This is a genomic window from Streptomyces sp. NPDC051664 (assembly GCF_044453545.1).
Taxonomy (GTDB): domain Bacteria; phylum Actinomycetota; class Actinomycetes; order Streptomycetales; family Streptomycetaceae; genus Streptomyces.
This window is the reverse complement of sequence record NZ_JBITCU010000035.1, coordinates 1-17,972: the sequence shown is the minus strand read 5'-3', so window position 1 is coordinate 17,972 and position 17,972 is coordinate 1. Positions and strand designations below refer to the sequence as shown.

Genomic DNA, 17,972 nt, shown 5'->3' with positions numbered 1-17,972 from the left:
ATGCCCTTCTTGATATCGGTAAATTTCCATGATGGTTTGTGTCTGCGAGGCCTCTCGGGGAGGCGCTTCCATCACGATCACACGCCGGAAAGGGGGCAACAAGAGAGAGCTATTTCCTGGGAAAGGGCGTTCCTGGGAAAGATTCCTCCCCCTCACAGGAGGCGAACCGCCTGCCACACTGGGGACATGGCTACCGCAGACGCACAGCGCAACGAGCTCGGGGAATTCCTCAAGGCGCGGCGGGCCGAACTGACCCCCGCACAAGTAGGTCTTCCCCAGTCCGGAGCCGCCCGCCGGGTCCCCGGCCTGCGCCGTGAGGAAGTGGCACAGCTGGCTGCCATCAGCACGGACTACTACACCCGCGTCGAGCAGGGCCGGCTCCAGGCATCCGAACCGGTCCTGACCTCCCTGGCACGCGCTCTGCACCTCGACGAGGACCAGACCGCCTACGTGAGGGGCCTGCACGGTGCCAAGCGCAGGGGGCGCCCGCAGCGGTGGCCCGCCCAGCGAGTCCGGCCCCAGCTGCAGCGCCTGCTGGATCAGCTCACCGACGCGCCAGCCCTGGTCCTGGGGCGGCACATGGACATCCTGGCCTGGAATTCACTCGCAGCCGCTCTCATCACAGATTTCTCGGCCTTGCCCCCGGCGGAACGCAACTATCTCAGACTGGCTTTCGTCGATCCGCACGTCCGTGGACTCTTCGCGGACTGGGAATCCACAGCCCGCACCTGTGTGGCCTACCTCAGAATGGACGCCCTTCAATACCCGGACGATCCCCGCCTGGCCACACTGGTCGGCGAGCTCTCCGTACGCGACCCCGATTTCCGGCAGTGGTGGGCCGCCCACGACGTCGCACACAAGACGTGCGGCACCAAGACGCTCAATCATCCCGTCGTCGGAGAGCTGCCCCTCGACTGGGAGATCCTCGGCTGCGCCACCGATTCCGACCAGCAGCTCATGGTCATGACCGCCGTACCGGGATCCGCCGCGCAGGAAGGCCTCCGGTTCCTCGCGTCCTGGACCGGCCCCGGGAGCCCTCGGCCGTGGGAACCGAGCGCACCCGCGGCCGACCGGCCCGGGGAGTCGCACCCCCGCCCGTAGGGCTGCGGCGGCACGACGGCACCCCGTGCGGCCGATGAAGTCAGCGGCCGCCGGACCGGATTTGAACAGCGGTCGACTGCTGTGGCGACGGCTTCGTCGTATGCGGCGAGGGTGCGTACAGGGTGGAGCGGCCGGCGCCGAGGTGTGCTGCCGGCTGACGTGGGTCGGTGGCACCACCGACGGCGAGTTCGCCGCGATCGGCCGGCACCTCAGGGGCGTCGAGTCGACCCTGGTGGCCAAGGAGTCGTGGTTCTGTCTGAATGACTCGATCGTGTGCCTGGGAGCGGGCATCACCGACTCCGGCGGGGAGATCACCGAGACCGTGGTCGACAACCGCAACCTCGGGACCGCCGGCACCAACGCCGTCACTGTCGACGGGCTCCGGCAGCCCGTTGACCAGGGCTGGAGCGCCGCCCGCGACGATGTCGGCTGGGCGCACATTGAGGGCCACGGCGGCTGTGTCTTCCCCGGCCGCGCCGAACTCAAGGCACTGCGTGAGGAGCGGACCGGCGCTTGGAAGGACATCAACATCGGCCAGGCCGCAGATCCGTACACCCATCGCTACCTGACCCTGTGGGCCGACCATGGCACCGACCCGACGGATGCCGGCTACGCGTACATCCTCATGCCGGGCAGCCGACACCGCCCGCCGAGCCCACGAGAAGCACTGGCTGAAAGTGTTGGCCAACACCACCGACCAGCAAGGCATCCAAGTTCCCGAGTTTCAGGTCATGGCGGTCAACTGGAACCCGGGCACGCTCGGCAGACTCACCGTCAGCGCGGCCGCCAGTGCACTGATCCGTGAGGACTGCGACGGCACCGCAACGATCTGCGTCTCCGATCCGACGCAGATCGCGACATCCATCGAACTCATCCGGAACCGGCGGGTCCGCAGCATCATCTCCAAGTCTTCCACGGTCACGGGAGCCACGACCGGATCCGCTCTGAAGCTCACCATCCCTGATCTCGGCGGTACGGCGGGTGCCACGCAGAAGATCAAGGTCCGACTCGGCTGACCCGCCTCGGTGTGTCCTTCCGGCCAGGGAGGGCACATAGGTTTCGGAACCCGGTTGCCATTCCGCTGAACACCGTCCCGCTATCCGCTCACGCCGCATCGTCAAGGAGCCGTCCGACCGCGGGTACACCGACGCCTGGACCGGGCAGGCCGCGGGGTGCGACGGACTCCTCCTCCCGCGTAGGGCGATGAACATTCAGGACGTAGAAGGCTGAAGGGACGGATTCACCGCATCCGCACCACCGTGAGTGTTCCGTGTCGGCCCGGTCCCGCCAGAATTTCCACCGTCACGTCGGTCCGCATCCCGGTGTACATCTCGCCTTCCGCCCGTCGCTCACCCATCGCCTCCGCATCGGCCAGGGCGGCACCGATGTGTGCGGCGAGGACGGGATCGAGACGGGTGGACACGGACCCACGTCGCGGTGGTCCCACCGGGGTTACTCGCCCGCGCGACCTGCGCGGTCAGGACCGGGATCTGTTCACCGGAGCGGGGGTACAAGGACATCGGGGCACCTCGGGGACGACGAACGGCCTTCACTTCCGAGCCCGAGCATGCCTCTCGATCACGCTGATCCACCTGCGAACCCCAGGATCCCCGACGGAGGCGTTCACGGTTCGACCTGTCACGCCACGCGGGTCGTTGAAGGCTTCGAAATCAGCGGCCGCGTCCGTGACTGAAGAGCATTCGCCTCCTTGCCCCCTATCACGTACCGACATTAACGTTCGCGCCACATGCACGAGTTCGCACATGGCGCAACATCCCATGGTCGCATCCAAGGAGTGTCAGTGGCCGAGTGGTCGAGACGTACAGTGCTGGGCACCGCCGGAGCGGTCGGAGTCGCCGCAGCTCTCGGCGGTCAGGTCCCGGCCATGGTGGCCCCGAAGCAGGAGCAGGAGCAGGCCCCGGCCACCGCCCCCGCCCGGGCCGCCCTGGAGCGGCTGCTGCCCGAGCACGCGGACCAGTTCCGCCTCACCCTGCTCACCGAGGGTGCCGAGCGCTTCACCGTCGTCGGCGGCCGCGGCCGTATTGAGGTCGCGGGGACTTCGCCGGCCGTGATCCTCGCGGGCGTCCACTGGTACCTCAAATACGAGTGCGACGCGGTCATCTCCTGGGCGGGCAGCCAGCTCGACCTGCCCCGCCGACTCCCGGCGCCGAGCGCGCCGATGGAGCGCGCGGCCACCGTCGCGCACCGCTTCGTCTTCAACGACACCTACGACGGCTACACCGCCCCGTACGCCGACTGGGCCCGCTGGGAGCGCACGCTCGACGTGCTCGCCCTGCATGGCTGCAACGAGGTCTTCCTCACCGCAGGGCACGAGGCCGTCTACCAGCGGATGCTCCAGGAGTTCGGCTACTCCGACGCCGAGATACGCGCCTGGGTCCCGGCCCCCACCCACCAGCCCTGGTGGCTGCTCCAGAACATGAGCGTGTACGGAGGCCCCATCAGCCCCGAACTCATCGCCAAGCGCGCCGAGTTCGGCCGCAAGGCCGCCGACCGGCTGCGCGAGCTGGGCATGGCCCCGGTCTTCCCCGGCTACTACGGCACGGTGCCGCCGGGGTTCACCACCCGTAACCCCGGCGCGAAGGTCGTCCCGCAGGGCATCTGGTCCGGCTTCCAGCGGCCCGACTGGCTCGACCCGCGCACCGACACCTTCGCCACCGTCGCGGCCTCCTTCTACAAGCACCAGCGGGACCTCTTCGGGGCGACCGGCTCGTACAAGATGGACATCCTGCACGAGGGCGGCAGTGCGGGCGACGTCAATATCTCCGATGCCGCCCTCGGTATCGAGAAGGCGCTGCAGGCCGCCCGCCCCGGCGCCAAGTGGGTGATCCTGGGCTGGCAGGGCAATCCGCGGCCCGCGCTGCTCGACCCGCTCGACAAGAAGCACGTGTTGATCGTCGACGGGCGTTCAGAGCTGGACGAGGCCGTCGACCGCGAGACGGACTGGAAGGGCGCCCCGTACTGCTTCGGTGCGATCCCCAACTTCGGCGGCCGTACCACCCTGGGAGCCCTTGCCTCCGCCTGGACCGAGAAGTTCCCCAAGTGGCGTGACAAGGCGGGCAGTTCCTGCGTCGGCACCGCATATATGCCCGTGTCCACCGACCGTGACCCGGCTGCCCTTGAGCTCTTCACGGAGATGGCCTGGCGCGAGGAGACCATCGACCACGCGCAGTGGTTCGAGCGGTACGCGCAAGTGCGGTACGGGCGACCCGACCAGCACGCGGCCGACGCTTTCGCCGCCCTGCGCGACACGGTCTACCAGATCAAGTCCACCGACGGCCGCCCGCACGACTCGATCTTCGCCGCCCGCCCGGATCTGTCGGCCAACTCCGGAACCCACTGGGCGACCCACAAGCTGACCTCCGATCCGGCCCGGTTCGACGCGGCGTTCGGGGGACTCCTCGCAGTGCATGAGTCGCTGCGGAACTCGGAGGCGTACCGGTACGACCTTACCGATGTGGCCCGCCAGTCCCTAGCCAACCGGTCCTGGCAGCTGCTGCCGCAGCTGGAGGCAGCATACGGACGGAAGGATCTGGCCGCCTTCAAGGTGCTGGCCGCGCTGTGGCTGAAGCTGATGCGCCTGAGTGAGGAGATGACCGGCGGGCACAGCATTTTTATGCTCGGCCCGTGGCTGGAGGAGGCCAAGCGGATGGCCTCCACGCCGGATGAGTCCGCGCAGCTGGAGCGCACGGCACGCGTCCTGATCACCACCTGGGGCGACCGGGCCAGTGCCAACGATGGGCTCCTCGCCAACTATGCCAACCGCGACTGGCAGGGACTGATCGGTGACTTCCATCTGCCGCAGTGGCAGGCGTACCTGGACGAGCTGGAGGACGCGCTGACGGAGGGGCGTGCGGCGAAGAGCTTCGACTGGTACGCGATCGAGAATCCCTGGACCTATGAGCGCAAGACCTATCCGTTGCGTGCCATGACCTCGGCCGCCACCCACCGCACCGCGCAACGGGTCCACGACACCCTCGCCAGGGCGCCGTACCAGGGCACGGTCACCGCCGCCCTGGACAAGACGGTGATTCCGGCGGGCGGCACCGCCCTGCTGACGGCCGGTTTCCGCAACGTCAACGGGCTCCGTGCCACGGGCCGCGTCCGCTTCGCGCTCACCGGCCTGGACGCTGTCGCCCAGTCTCCGACCTCGGTGGGGAGCGTGCCCACAGGTGGCATCACCTCGGTGGGCTGGCAGGTCGCCGCGCCGGCAGGTGAGGTGAAGGAGCCGCTGGAGAAGCACCCGTACGAGCTGCGCACGGAGTACGGGCCCCGGGGCGAGAAGCCGGTGACCGACGTCCAGCAGGGCAGTGTGTACGTCGCCGGGCCGCTGGCCGAGGGCTGGAAGACGTACACCGGCAACGATGCCTACTTCGGCCAGGTGGGCGAGCGTTTCGCGATCGATGGCGCGGGCCGCGACATGTGGGGCTCGCTGGTGGAGTTCGGCACGATCTACCGGAAGGGCGTCTTCAAGGACGGCACGTCCATCAGCGTCGCCGTCGACTCCCAGGCGAACACGGGCGGTTGGGCGCGCGCGGGCCTCGCCGTACGCAATGCGATGGCCACGCCCGGCTCCAAGGGCTTCATCAGCCTGGCGGTGACACCCGCGAACGGGGTTGCACTGTCGTTCGACTCCAACGGTGACGGCACGCTGGACAAGTATCAGCGCGTCACCGGCGTCACTGCCCCGGTGCGGCTGCGGCTGACGCGCACCGGCACCACGTACACCGGCGCATACTCGACCGACGGCGGAACCACCTGGACGACGGTTGGCACGGTGACCGGGACGGGGGCGGCGGCCGTACAGGACGCCGGGTTCTTCATGAGCGCGGTGAACGGTGGCAGCGGCGCACGCGGTCGGGTCGGCTTCAGCGGGTGGTCGCTCAGCGGCTGACACGGATAGCGCCGAGCGACTGCCTGCCGCCAGCACATAGTTGGAGCCCGGCTGCTGTATGACGACGTCTGCCCGCCGCTCGCTGCTTCACCCAAGAGTCCGGAGGCTTACCGCAAGGCAGAGGTGCCGCCGCGCGGTCCTCATCGAGGCCAGTTCCAGGGCATCCTGTTCGTGCTGCATACCGGGAACGCCTGGGAACACCTGCCGCAGGAGCTTGGTTTCGGCTCGGGCGTGACGGGCTGGCGCCGCCTGACCGAGTGGACCGGGGCCGGCGTGTGGCTCCGGCTCCACGAGTTCCTCCTCGCCAAGCTCCGCGCTGCGAACGCCCTGGACTTCTCCCGGGCTGCGGTCGACGGCTCCCACATCCGGGCGCTAAAGGGGGGAGCCAGGACCGGACGAAGCCCCGTCGACCGGGGCAGGACGGGCAGCAAACATCACCTGGTCACCGATGCCACCGGCATCCCCTCGCCGTCACGCTGATCGGCGGCAACCGCAACGACGTCACCCAGTTCATTCCTCTGCTCGAAGCGGTGCCGCCGGTACGCGGCAGGCGCGGCCGCCCCCGGCGTCGCCCGGACCTCGCTCTCGCCGACCGCGGCTACGACCACGACGAGTACCGCCGCCTTGTCCGGGACCTCGGTGTGGAGCCCGTGATCGTACGACGCGGCATCGAGCACGGCTCCGGGCTGGGCACCCAACGCTGGGTCGTCGAGACCGCCTTCGCCTACCTGCACTGGCTCTGCCGCCTGCAGATCCGCTGGGAGATCCGCGACGACATCCACGAAGCCTTCCTCACCCTCGGATGCGCCCTGATCTGCTGGAGGCGTCTTGCCGCGTCACGACAGCAGCCGTCCCTGCACGAGAAGGTCCTTGAAGCGCTGGGGCCAGTCAGTGCACGCGATCCCCGCACTCCGCCGGAAACAGCATGGCTTTCACAGTGGTCCATGGGCCGTAACAGTCCAGCCAGGCGGCAAGACCTGGCTGGTAACTTGACCCCATGACGGTCGCATTGATCGACTCAGGACTTGGCCTCGTTTCCACTACAGGCTGGCTTCGGCACCTCGCCCCGGAAGTCGATCTGCTTCTGCTTCTGGACCCGGACGGCGCCCCCTGGGGATCGAGGACGGCCTCCTTCGTCACGGACCGTCTGTTCACCGCCGCTCAATCGGCCGTCCAGCGGGGCGCAGAGGCCATCGTGGTTCCCTGCAACACCGCCACCGTCACCGCGATCGACGCTCTGCGCGAGAGGTTCGAGCCGCGCGTGCCCGTGATCGGAACCGTGCCCGCCGTGAAATCGGCCGCGGCAACCGGCCAAGGCATCGCCGTGTGGGCAACCGTCCGGACCACGTCGAGTGACTACCAGGATCGCCTGATCGCGGACTACGCGAACGGTCGGCCTGTCGCGCGTGTCGCATGCCCCGGTCTGGCCGAGGCGATCGACCACGGCGACATGACCGCAGCAACACAAGCGATCGCCGACGCGGCCGAGCGAACCCCCAAAAATTGCGACTCCGTGGTGCTGGGATGCACGCACTACCCCCTGGTGGCGCCAGAGATTCTGCAGAGCCTGCCCGCCGGAACCACCCTCTACGACAGCGCGGAGGCAGTCGCTCGCCAAACACTGCGGCGATTGGACCGAACCAGGGAATCGCACAGCACGACGGGTTCCATCGACGTGGTACTCAGCGGTCGCCGCGGAAACCTCCCGGTAGGCGCCCACGCCTACCCGGTGGGCCGCGCCCTTGCCGCAGCAGGGCGGGTACCCCGCGATATTCTCATCTCCGCCGCAACTCGCTTCCCGATGGCTGCACCGGCGATCTGAGCAAGCCCCAGATCTTCTGCACCTTCTCGGCCAGGCGTACAGCCCCTCCGTCCGAGGCAGACCCCGGGTGATCACAGAGCGTGGCAACTACGTGGTTGCCCAGGGCCTGTGCCTGTCTCGCGACAGGACTCCCCACTGCGCCTATCTGCACGCCCTAAGCGTGACGACTATGCACTTCACCCACCGGCCGCCTGTCCTGGCGGAGCAGATACGGCAGTTGCCCGCCCGGGACGTCGCCCTTTTGCATGCGTAGCACCCCGCGAGCAGCAGCACTCCGCTCCTGCAGTTCGACGGGCTGATCGGGTCGGCACGCCAGGACTGGACCGACGCCGGCGTCTGGCCCCGACTGCACGAAGTGCTGCTGGCCGAGCTTCGAGCGACGGGTCTGCTGGACATGGAGGACGCTGCGATTGACGGCTCCCACGTCAGGGCGTTGAAAGGGGGGATCACGTCGGCCCGTCGCCCGTCGCCCGTCGCCTGTCGACCGCGGCCGCCTCGGATGCGGTTGGCGAACCGGTCGCTCTGCCAAGGCGAGGTCGGCGCTTCTTCGGGCGGAGTGGGTTCGTCGGTTGCTTTCCTGGCCGGTGCGGCGACGAGGACGCGCAGGCACTGCCGGTGGCGGGCGACGGCCTGCTCGGCGGCTTCGCCGAGGTGGTTCCACAGGGGCCACCGGTCAGCGACCTGGATCGCCTGGGGTGCCCCGGCTGTGGCGCCTTCCGCGAAGAACGGAGCCCGGTCCCGGCAGACCACCTCGTTCCCTGGCCGCTTCGCCAGCCACTTGGCCGGACTGGATGCTTCCCGGCCGGGTAACAGATCCACCGGCCGACGGGTCTCGACATCTTCAATGGACCACGGCGACCTTGTCGAGGCCCGCACGGCGCTCAAACGCGCCCACGAGCCGGCCGAGGCGTAGCCGTGCCTGGCGGCGACACGTGCGACCTGGACAAGAACCGGGCCTTGGCCGACTGGCTGCGCTATCAACTGTGGCAGGCCGAGAACCGGGTCCGTGAGCTTGAGGTCAAGGGGTGGGGCCGCCTTCCCGCGCGATGTCGAACTGCCCTTGCCACAAGGGGAGTTGTACCCCCGTTCTCGAGGCCGCGGTAGGAGAGGACGTCCGGATGGCTGTGGTGCCGCCGCCGGACGCCGCGGGTGGTCAATTCAGATTGGCCGACCGCGATCTGCCCCTAGGATCGACGGTCATGGTCGATTTCTACCCTCCGACAAGTCCCTACGATTCCGGGTTCCTCGACACCGGAGACGGCAACCGTGTCTACTACGAGCAGCTCGGCAACCCCGAGGGCAAGCCCGCCCTGATCGTCCACGGCGGTCCGGGGGGCGGTGCGATGCGGCGGCCGACGAGAGCCTGGGACCCCGAGGCCTACCGGATCATCCGCTACGACCAGCGCAACTGCGGCCGCAGCACCCCGCACGCCAGCGATCCGGCCGCCGACATGAGCCTCAACACCACGCGGCACCTGATCGGCGACATGGAGCGGCTGCGCGAACACCTCGGCATCGAGAAGTGGCTGCTCAACGGCGCCTCCTGGGGCCCGACGCTCGTCCTGGCCTACGCACAGCAGTACCCCGAGCGGGTCACCGAGATCGTCATCCAGGCGGTCATGACGACCCGCCGCTCGGAGATCGACTGGCTCTACCGGGGCGCCGGGCAGTTCCGCCCCGAGGCGTGGGACCGGTTCCGCGAGGGCGTTCCCGAGGACGAGCGGGACGGCGACCTGCTCGCGGCTTACGCACGGCTGATGGAGAACCCCGACCGGGCGGTCCGCGAGAAGGCCGCTGCCGACTGGCTCGCCTGGGAAGACGCGGTCATCACGGGCGAACCCAACGGCGTCCCCGGCATGTACAGCAACCGCGAGGTCGACGCACGGATCGCGTTCGTCCGGATATGCGCGCACATCTTCAGCAACGGCGCCTGGCTGGAGGAGGACCAGCTGATCCGGAACGCGCACAAGCTGGCCGGGATCCCGGGGGTGATCGTGCATGGTCGGCACGATATGGGCTGCCCGGTCCAGACGGCGTGGGAGCTGACGAAGGCGTGGCCGGGCGCGCGGCTCCACATCATGGAGGACGCCGGGCACGCCGGAAGCGACGCGGCGGGTGAGGTGGTCAGGGACGCGATCGAGGAGTTCAAGAACCGCTGACTCCATGACACGGGGCGGACGCCGAACCCGACCCGGGCTTCCGCCCCGCGTGCTGCTCGCGCTCGCCTTTGATCCCGAGGACGCCGGGCGCCCTGCCGTTGCGGACGGCCGTTTCATTGACTGCGGCCGCGGCGAGGGCTACACGCAGGCGCGGCTCCAGGAGCTGCACCGGCTGGCCGAGGACGCCCAGGCCCGCGGCGCCTGGGTGTACTCCAGCTACGACCCGAAGCGGGTCGGTTGGGACGTCTACGTCGGGACCAGCGAGGCCAGCCCGCTCTTCGCGGGCATCGTGGCCCTGGCCGACCAGGTCGCCGGGCACCGGCTGGGCGACATCCACCAGGCGCTGTACGCGCAGTCCTCGCGGAACACGTCCACCGGGATCGTGGATGTGAAGGGCGGCACGAACAACAGCTACGCGGGAGTCACCGGCTACACCGCGGTGAAGGGTTACGACATGGCGACCGGTGTCGGCATGATCGACGCGACCCGCTTCGTCCCGGCTTTCGCCAAGGAGGGCTGAACGCATCCCGTCCCCGAGGGCGGGCGCCTGCCGCAGACCGCCAGACCCCGCGCCGCGACGGCGGCTTCTGCGCCTTCTTCGACGCCCTCTCGCTTGCCCCGATCTCGCCCTCACATTCTCTCGCCGCACGATGCGGGGGCACCGCCCATCGCGTCGGCGTGGGTGGTACGCGGGTTCTCCCCGACGGCGGTCCGTTGCTACTCAGTGGCCCGCCATGCGTACACCTCGATCTCGATCTTCATGCGGGGGTCGACGAGACCGCACATAAGCATCGTGGCGGCCGGACGGACCTGGCCGAAGGCGCGACGCAGCACCGGCCAGCAGGGCTCGAAGTCGGCCCGGTCAGGCACCAGATAGAGGTGCCCCAGGCTCCGCCTGGACCTGGCTCAGGAACCCCGGCTGCTGGAGATCGAAGTCAACACCGGCCAGCGCCTCGGAGAGGCTCAACGGATGCAGTGGCTCGGTGAGGTCGCCGGCCTGCAGGGGGCCTGCGACACATCGCCGACAAGAAGCAGCAGGCCGAACGCCTGCGAGCCCAAACCGACCGAGGGGAAGATGGGGTCGCCGCCCTTGGGCAGGCGATCACGCCTGCGCGATGATTCGGGCCTTCAGCCGGTCAAGCGGGCGGCGTGACCGGGGACCACACGCCCATCCACTGTTCAGCGCCCCACGCCTCGTACCGCGTTGCACCTCGGTGAACCCCAGCTTCGCCGCGAGGCGCATCGAGCGGTCGTTGGCGGTCTGGGTGCAGAGCACCACCGGCTCGCCGGGAAGCGCGTCGGCGAACCAGCCGAGCGCCGCCGCGCACGCCTCGGCGGCGTACCCGCGTCCCCATGCGTCTGGCAGGAGCAGGTAGCCGTAAAACCGTTCGGGGCAGCACTCATCGGCGCGGCTGGTGACAACGATCGCTGGACCGAGACCGGCGACGGCGACGGCATCCCTGGCACCCCCGGCGCCAACCAGTACCTGGGCAAGAGCATCCATTTCACCGGCACGAAACTCTACGCCGGCGTGCCCTACGGCCCGTCCAGCTACGGCGCCCTGTACGCACTGCCGATGTCCAATGTGGCCGCGGGCGGAACGGTCGCCGCGGTGACTACGCACGAGCCCGGCCGGGCGGCCTCCCGGCTGCCGGCGGCCGCTTCGGCTACACGGCACAGTAGTCAGCTGCCGCTGAACCAGGAGCCCCCGAATCCCGACGGGCCTGCAGCTCCTGCCAGGAGTGCACCTCGATCACGCCGAGAGCCAGCTGTCATTTCTCGACATGGGCCCACTTCGAGGGGGGGGAGAGAGAGAACCTGTGAAGATCGTCTTTCTGATCAACAATGGCTACGGCATCGGCGGGACCATCCGCTCAACAGTGAACCTGTCCGCTGCACTCGCCGACCGGCACGATGTCGAGGTCGTCAGCGTTCACCGGGTAGCCGATGAGCCCGCTCTCCCTCTCGACCCCAGGGTGACGCTGACCCCGCTGATCGACATGCGCGAGGACAGCCCCACCTACGACGGCACACACCCGCTCACCCACCAGCCGTGCACGATGTTCCCCGACACCGGCGCGGCCGCGAACTCCGCCCGGCTGCCCTACTCGGCACTCCAGGACGAGCGCATCGGCGCCTTCCTCCAGAGCACCGACGCAGACGTTGTCATAGCCACCCGCCCGGACCTCAACGGCTACCTGGCGCGCGACGGTCAGCACCACTACCTGCGCATCGGCCAGGAACACCTGAGCCTGGACGCCCACAACGACCGGCTGCGCGAACACCAGAATGCCGCAGTGACCCAGCTGGATGCGTTCGTCACCGTCTCCGAAGCAGACGCCGCGCAATACCGGACCGCGCTGCCGAATGCGACCACGACCATCGTGTGCGTTCCCAACGGCGTCCCCACCCCCGCCACGGCTCCCTCGACGCTCGAGTCGAAGCTGATCGTGGCCGCCGGGCGGCTGGTGGAAGTCAAGCGGTACGACCGGCTGATCGCAGCCTTCGCCAAGGTCACTGCCGAGCACCCGGACTGGACACTGAGAATCTACGGGCGGGGCCCGGAGAAGACCCGACTTCGGCAGCAGATCGAGCAACTCGGCCTGCACGAAAGGGCCTTCCTCATGGGCACGGTCTCTCCAATCGAGACCGAGTGGGCCAAGGGCGCCATCGCAGCCGTCTCCTCCGACATGGAATCCTTCGGCATGACCATCGTCGAGGCCATGCACTGCGGCGTACCCGTCGTGGCCACCGACTGCCCGCACGGCCCCGGCGAGATCATCACCCACGGCGCCGACGGCCTCCTCGTCCCCCTCTCGGCCGGCTCGGACGGCCACGCCCAAGCCCTCAAGCAGCTCATCACCGACGACACATTGCGCCGGCGGCTGGGGGCTGCAGCACGCAGCACAGCAGCCACGTACGAACCGTTTGCCATCGCGCGACGTTACGAAGAGCTCATCGGCGACCTGACCCGTAAGCGCCGCCGCACACGCACCGCCTACGCCGCACTGCTGGACGCAGGACGGGCGCTGCAGAATCTGAAGAAGCTGCCTCAGACCTTGCGCGTGCCCCGCACCACCCCCGCGACGGCCGCTACGACCACTGTGTCTTCGGATGCCGCGCTGGCCCCGCAGCCGGCGCCCGCAGCCCACGCCCGCGCAACCGTCGACGGCGGCATGTCCGTCGTCCTCGAGCTCGCCACCCTGCCACCCGGTCCGCTCGACTTCGTCATGCGGCTGCGCCGCGACCTCGATCGACGGGAAGTCCGCATACCGGTTCCCTCACCGGCCACCTCCTCCCACCTAAAGCTCGAGGTGCCCCTCATACGCGGTGAGCACCATCTCGCCGAGGGCCGCTGGGACTGCTACATCGCCCCCCGCGGCACCAATCAGCGCCGACGCCTTCTCGCCCGTCTCGTCGAACAGGCCCACCTGGTAGCCGTACCCCCGCACAGCGGCCCTCATGGCGCCAGCTCATGGATCCCTTACACCACTTCCGACGGGTTCCTCGCCCTGCGCACGTGGCTCCGGGCCGCCCACGCCGAAGTGACCCACCTCGTCGTCAGCGACCACGAGGCCCACATCACCGCCACCCTTCACGGCGACGTCCCACTTCCCACCGCCGAAAACGACGGCTACGTCAGCGTCATCGCGCGCTCCGCCCCCGCCGAGGGCTTCCGCGTCCCCGTCCACACCCACGGCGACAGTGTCCACTTCGCCATCCCTCACCACGAAATGTTCACGCGCCGACACGCAGACCACGACCTGTGGGACCTCCACCTGCACCCCACCCCCACAGCGCCCCCCATTGCAGTGGGCCGCATCGGCGGCGACATCGCCGACCGCAAGAAGACCGACATCTATCCCGCGGTACTGCATCAAGACGCTGACCTCGACCTCACTCGGCTGAGGCCCTACTACACCCACACCAACGATCTCTCCTTCAGCCTCCGCACCACCCCACTCACAGCGGACGGGATCGAGGCGGCGCCCGGCCCCAAGCCGGTTGCCGCGGAGTAAGATTTGCGGGGTGTCCGGGCGTGGTCAGGTTTGCTGGCGGGCGGCAGTCGCCGTCACTCACCTGACGAATTTCGTGGTGCCCTCGGGCGCGTGAACGGCCGATCGCAGCGTCTGCGCCGTGCCGGACGGGATGATTCCAATTGCGCTCAGTAACACGTGTTTTCGCCAGGCATTGCCGAATCGCTGTCATCTGCCGACCTTGCGGTATGCATCTTTGAGGCAGATCTTCCCCTCGCGGAACCGCCACAGATCGATGCCGCGTTCGCAGCGCTGCGGACCGTCGGCAACCACGAAACGATAGGTCCATGTGCTAACGGCCCAGTCGCCCATGACGACCGGTTCGTCTTGCTCTATGACGGCGTCGGCGTCATGTTCGAACATCGCCCGGAAGCCACCGGCCAACTCAAGATGACCGCGAAACGTTCGGCCGGGTTCCGGACCCACGGACGCGGCGTAGACGGCATCGTCGGTCATCAAGTCCAGCAGACCGGCGACATCGCGTTCGGATTCACCGCCAGCGGGTCCTCCGACGACTGCCGCGAGCCCCACGTCACCACCGCAATCTCACCCACTTACGCCGCCCAGACACTCCAGCTCCAGGAACATGGTGCGACGGAGGAGGAGCTGCATCCGATCGTCGCCAAGAGGTTGTCTCACGTGGCAAGTTTTGCGAGCTTCTTGTAGCAGGTCAGGGCGGCGGCCATGGCCAGGCCTCGGCTCTGCCGACCGTTGCGGACCACGTACCGGATCTTGAGACTACGAGCAGCCCATGGCAGGCTCATGCCGCATGATCGATGAATTCGCGAAAGACAACCTGCACGGGAGACTGCGGCGGGACCGCCAGGCGCTGCTCTGGAAACTCGACGGCTTGTCCGAATACGACGCCCGCCGACCTTTGACAGCGACCGGGACCAACCTCCTCGGCCTGGTCAAACACGTGGCTCTGGTCGAGGCCAGGTACTTCGGCGAGGTCTTCGACCGCCCTTCCCCGGAACCGCTGTCCCGGTGGCAGGACTCCGACGGCAGCGATCAGTGGGCGACCGAGGACGAGACCCGCGATCAGATCATCGGGTTCTACCGGCGCACGTGGGAACACTCGGACGCGACGATCAACGAGCTTCCCCTCGACGCTCCCGGCCACGTGCCGTGGTGGCCGGAGCCTTACCACAACACGAACCTGTTCGCTGTCATGACCCATGTCCTCAGCGAGACCGTCCGGCATGCCGGGCACGCCGACATCCTGCGCGAGGGCCTCGACGGCCGGACCGGGCTGCGCGCCGAACACGAGCAGCAGATCGACGAGGATGCCCGTGCAGCCTACTGCGCGAAGATCGAGCAGGCCGCCAGGTCGGCCGCACCAATCAAGGCTTAGAGGGGCTTAGAGGTTGTCTCACGTGACTTGATGTTCGTGCGGCATGATGCCGGTCGTGGGTGCTGATCTATCGAAGCGTCTGGTTCCTGATGAACTCTGGGAGCTGGCCGCCCCGTTGCTGCCGTCGTTCGCTGCTCGTCCGCAAGGTGGTGGGACCGCTCCGTGTGACGAGCGGGCCGTGTTCACGGCAGTGGTGTACGCGCTGACCAGCGGCTGTGCCTGGCGGCATCTGCCGCCGACGTTCGGCACGTCGCCCGCCACCGCGCATCGCCGCTTCACGGTATGGACCGAGGCCGGCCTGTGGCGTCGGCTGCACCGGGCGGTGTGCAGCGCCCCCACCGAGCGGATGCACGGCGTAATTTCGACGCGCTCCTGGAAGCGGCTCGTGCGGCGTTCGCCGAGAAGGGTACAGACGCTTCCTTGGAGCACATCGCCCGCAGCGTGGGCGTGGGGATCGGCACGTTGTACCGCAACTTCCCCACCCGTCAGGATCTGTTCGACGCCGTATACGTGGGCGAGGTGGAGCAGCTGTGCCAGGCGGCGGAGGAGGTCGCCGACCTTCCGCCGTGGGAGGCGTTCGTGGCCTGGCTGCGGCGTTTCGTGGGCTATGTCGCGACCAAGCGAGCCATCTATGAGGCCCTGAACCGGGATTCGGAGATGTTCAGCTCCTGCAGGGTGGCGATGTATGCCGCGGGGGAGCCGCTGCTAGAGCGGGCCCAGCAGGCTGGTCTGGCACGTGCGGACGCCAGCTTCGATGATGTGTTGCGCATGATCACCGGTATTACCGCGGCCGGTTTCGTTGATGATGCCCAGCGCGAGCGAGTCCTGCGCATCGCCCTTGACGGCGTGCGTATCCAGCCCGCAAACACTTGAGATCAATGCGGCGGACCGCCCCAGGGTGTGCCAGGTCGCGCAGGCGCCGGTCCGCAGGCGGACGTCGTAGTGGCAGGCGGATCACCGTCGGCTGGATGTAGTCTGCAGCCCTCCTGGTGTGACACGTTGTAACTTGCAGTGTCTCAACGATGTTTGGCGCGCTGTGCCTCGGGACTCGGACCGCGCGGTACCCGGACCGAGGGGATCTTAAGGGAGCTCAGGCGGCTTGACCGGCGAAGGTGCGGCTGAACTGCTGTCCTGACTGAACCATGTGTCGGACGTGGCTGAGCCGCTTCTTTTCGTACCCTCGGAGGGCCTGCGCCAGCGCTGATCCGTGGACACCGACTGCGACGGATTCGGCGATGGCCTCGGCGTCGTGCAGCGACGTGCTGAAGCCCGAACCAGTCATGGGGGTTGGCACATGGGCAGCGTCTCCCACGAGGGCAAGGCGTCCGTTGACGAGCCTGTCGGGAACGTACTCGGCGATCGGAGTGCCGATGACGGCATGCCGCTTAATGCTGTCGAGGATGGCGTCGCGCCAGAGTGCTGGCCAGAGGTCATTGGCCTCGACTGCGAGTTCGCGGAAAGTCGCTTCTGGTATGTCGGCAGAGGTGAGTGAATGGTGCACGACGTTGCCGACGATGCAGCCCTTGTCGCGGAGGAGTTCATTGCGGCTGGTTTCGTACCAGGCCCAGCCGATCTGGCGGGAGCCCGGAACGAAAGAACCATCGCGGCCGGGCAGCGGGTAGCCGAATAGATAGTCGTCCTCGCTGTGCAGGATGTCGATGTCCTGAGGCCAGCGGTGCCGCGATGGTATCGCGGACTCATCGGCCAGGCCGATCCAGATCACGTAGCCGGCGAAGGTCGCGTCGGGCTTCTCAGGTGAGACGCTGCTGCGTACGACGCTTCTGTGGCCATCGGCACCGATTACGACATCACCCCGGAACACCTTGTGGTCCGAGGTGGTCGCCCACGCGGAATGAGCGTCCTGGTCGACGCTCTGCACGGATGTGTTGTGGCGAAGCTCGATGTGGGGATGGGCATCGACGGCCGCACGCAGCCGGGCATGGATGGCGGTCCAGGTCTGCACACGGGGGGCCAAGGGACCGTGCGCCGTCGAATCCCTTTCCGAGCGCTTGCGTCCGGTGATTCTTTCGAGGAGAGCCTCATCCACCCCGCCGAGAGAAGCCCCTGTCCGAGGGAATGCGCCCGCTCGCTCCAGCATCGTGACGTCGACTCCGGCGCGCGAGAGGGCGAGCCCGGTCATCAAGCCCGAGAGAGACGCGCCGACGATGACGGCGGTGCCCTGGTGCTCGTGCCGTTCTCCAGCCGGGTTCATTTCATGTGGTTGTGTGTTCATGATGTTGCTTTCCTCGTTCGGTCCCGGTGTCGACCTGGGGCATCCCTCCGTCGACGGTGAGGGCGTTTTCCGGTGATGTAGTTGCTGGCGTCGGATGCGAGTAGGGCGGAGGCATCACTGATGCCTCGGGGCTTCCGGCGAGGTGTGCATGGTGCTCATTGGGGCCCTCGACGTGGTCGGCCGGCGGCGCGGAGCTATGAGCGGCAGCTTTTTTTGGGGACTTAAGGCGATCTGATGTTTGAATCGCTCCGGGGTACGGTGAGCTTGTTCCGCTTTGACGGACACCATTGGTGTGGTGGTCAGGCTGCGAGTGCGGTCTCGTACTCGGCGGGGCTGAGGTAGCCGAGGCTGCTG

The 17,972-nt window shown here is 68.0% G+C and carries 13 protein-coding genes and 6 pseudogenes; 14 read left to right on the top strand and 5 right to left on the bottom strand.

Features of this window, described 5'->3' with window-relative positions:
• Positions 1-186: 186 nt before the first annotated feature.
• From ACIA8E_RS35560 to ACIA8E_RS35550, 3 genes are read left to right on the top strand one after another with little or no spacing between them, the layout of a single operon-like run.
• Positions 187-1,101: a helix-turn-helix domain-containing protein gene (locus ACIA8E_RS35560; RefSeq protein WP_399304547.1), complete on the top strand. Its 915-nt coding sequence runs from the start codon at positions 187-189 to the stop codon at positions 1,099-1,101.
• Positions 1,102-1,135: 34 nt separating this feature from the next.
• Positions 1,136-1,906 (top strand): polysaccharide lyase family 8 super-sandwich domain-containing protein, encoded by a 771-nt coding sequence (locus ACIA8E_RS35555; RefSeq protein ID WP_399304546.1) that lies wholly within the window; start codon positions 1,136-1,138, stop codon positions 1,904-1,906.
• A complete protein-coding gene (locus ACIA8E_RS35550) occupies positions 1,833-2,117 on the top strand; it encodes a polysaccharide lyase beta-sandwich domain-containing protein (protein WP_399304545.1) in 285 nt (94 codons plus the stop codon). Before ACIA8E_RS35555 ends, ACIA8E_RS35550 begins: the two co-directional genes overlap by 74 nt.
• A gap of 224 nt (positions 2,118-2,341) precedes the next feature.
• Here the strand turns inward: ACIA8E_RS35550 and ACIA8E_RS35545 are convergent, their stop codons facing one another.
• Positions 2,342-2,524 (bottom strand): hypothetical protein, encoded by a 183-nt coding sequence (locus ACIA8E_RS35545; RefSeq protein WP_399304544.1) that lies wholly within the window; start codon positions 2,522-2,524, stop codon positions 2,342-2,344.
• Positions 2,525-2,902: 378 nt separating this feature from the next.
• Here ACIA8E_RS35545 and ACIA8E_RS35540 point away from each other — a divergent pair, with 378 nt between their 5' ends.
• The 6 genes and pseudogenes from ACIA8E_RS35540 (at position 2,903) to ACIA8E_RS35515 (ending at position 10,514) form a co-directional block, all read left to right on the top strand.
• Complete coding sequence (locus tag ACIA8E_RS35540; protein ID WP_399304542.1) at positions 2,903-6,013, top strand: alpha-N-acetylglucosaminidase; 3,111 nt, start codon at positions 2,903-2,905, stop codon at positions 6,011-6,013.
• 36 nt (positions 6,014-6,049) lie between these two features.
• Positions 6,050-6,843, top strand: a pseudogene (locus tag ACIA8E_RS35535) (IS5 family transposase); the annotation flags it as partial.
• Between the two features lie 167 nt (positions 6,844-7,010).
• Complete coding sequence (locus ACIA8E_RS35530; protein ID WP_399304540.1) at positions 7,011-7,835, top strand: glutamate racemase; 825 nt, start codon at positions 7,011-7,013, stop codon at positions 7,833-7,835.
• 313 nt (positions 7,836-8,148) lie between these two features.
• Positions 8,149-8,372, top strand: a pseudogene (locus ACIA8E_RS35525) (IS5/IS1182 family transposase); the annotation flags it as partial.
• Between the two features lie 662 nt (positions 8,373-9,034).
• A complete protein-coding gene (gene pip / locus ACIA8E_RS35520; RefSeq protein WP_399304538.1) occupies positions 9,035-9,994 on the top strand; it encodes a prolyl aminopeptidase in 960 nt (319 codons plus the stop codon).
• 4 nt (positions 9,995-9,998) lie between these two features.
• Positions 9,999-10,514, top strand: coding sequence for a hypothetical protein (locus tag ACIA8E_RS35515; protein WP_399304537.1), 516 nt, complete (start codon positions 9,999-10,001; stop codon positions 10,512-10,514).
• A gap of 197 nt (positions 10,515-10,711) precedes the next feature.
• Here ACIA8E_RS35515 and ACIA8E_RS35510 read toward each other — a convergent pair.
• Together ACIA8E_RS35510 and ACIA8E_RS35505 are read right to left on the bottom strand one after the other, a co-directional pair.
• A pseudogene (locus ACIA8E_RS35510) lies at positions 10,712-10,870 on the bottom strand (RidA family protein); the annotation flags it as partial.
• Between the two features lie 260 nt (positions 10,871-11,130).
• Positions 11,131-11,372: pseudogene (locus ACIA8E_RS35505) on the bottom strand (GNAT family N-acetyltransferase); the annotation flags it as partial.
• Positions 11,373-11,390: 18 nt separating this feature from the next.
• On the opposite strand from ACIA8E_RS35505, the pseudogene ACIA8E_RS35500 reads away from it, so the two are divergent.
• Both ACIA8E_RS35500 and ACIA8E_RS35495 read left to right on the top strand, forming a co-directional pair.
• A pseudogene (locus ACIA8E_RS35500) lies at positions 11,391-11,677 on the top strand (esterase); the annotation flags it as partial.
• 137 nt (positions 11,678-11,814) lie between these two features.
• A complete protein-coding gene (locus tag ACIA8E_RS35495; RefSeq protein ID WP_399304535.1) occupies positions 11,815-14,013 on the top strand; it encodes a glycosyltransferase family 4 protein in 2,199 nt (732 codons plus the stop codon).
• A 186-nt stretch (positions 14,014-14,199) separates the two neighbouring features.
• On the opposite strand, the gene ACIA8E_RS35490 is transcribed toward ACIA8E_RS35495, so the two are convergent.
• Entirely contained in the window at positions 14,200-14,562 is a 363-nt protein-coding gene (locus tag ACIA8E_RS35490) for a nuclear transport factor 2 family protein (protein ID WP_399304533.1), read from the bottom strand.
• A gap of 238 nt (positions 14,563-14,800) precedes the next feature.
• Here ACIA8E_RS35490 and ACIA8E_RS35485 point away from each other — a divergent pair, with 238 nt between their 5' ends.
• The 3 genes and pseudogenes from ACIA8E_RS35485 (at position 14,801) to ACIA8E_RS35475 (ending at position 16,258) form a co-directional block, all read left to right on the top strand.
• Complete coding sequence (locus ACIA8E_RS35485; protein ID WP_399304531.1) at positions 14,801-15,385, top strand: DinB family protein; 585 nt, start codon at positions 14,801-14,803, stop codon at positions 15,383-15,385.
• A 43-nt stretch (positions 15,386-15,428) separates the two neighbouring features.
• Positions 15,429-15,641, top strand: a pseudogene (locus ACIA8E_RS35480) (transposase); the annotation flags it as partial.
• 26 nt (positions 15,642-15,667) lie between these two features.
• On the top strand, positions 15,668-16,258 hold the full coding sequence (locus ACIA8E_RS35475) for a TetR/AcrR family transcriptional regulator (RefSeq protein WP_399304529.1): 591 nt from the start codon (positions 15,668-15,670) through the stop codon (positions 16,256-16,258).
• Positions 16,259-16,475: 217 nt separating this feature from the next.
• Here the strand turns inward: ACIA8E_RS35475 and ACIA8E_RS35470 are convergent, their stop codons facing one another.
• Entirely contained in the window at positions 16,476-17,618 is a 1,143-nt protein-coding gene (locus tag ACIA8E_RS35470) for an FAD-dependent monooxygenase (RefSeq protein WP_399304527.1), read from the bottom strand.
• Between the last annotated feature and the right edge of the window lie 354 nt (positions 17,619-17,972).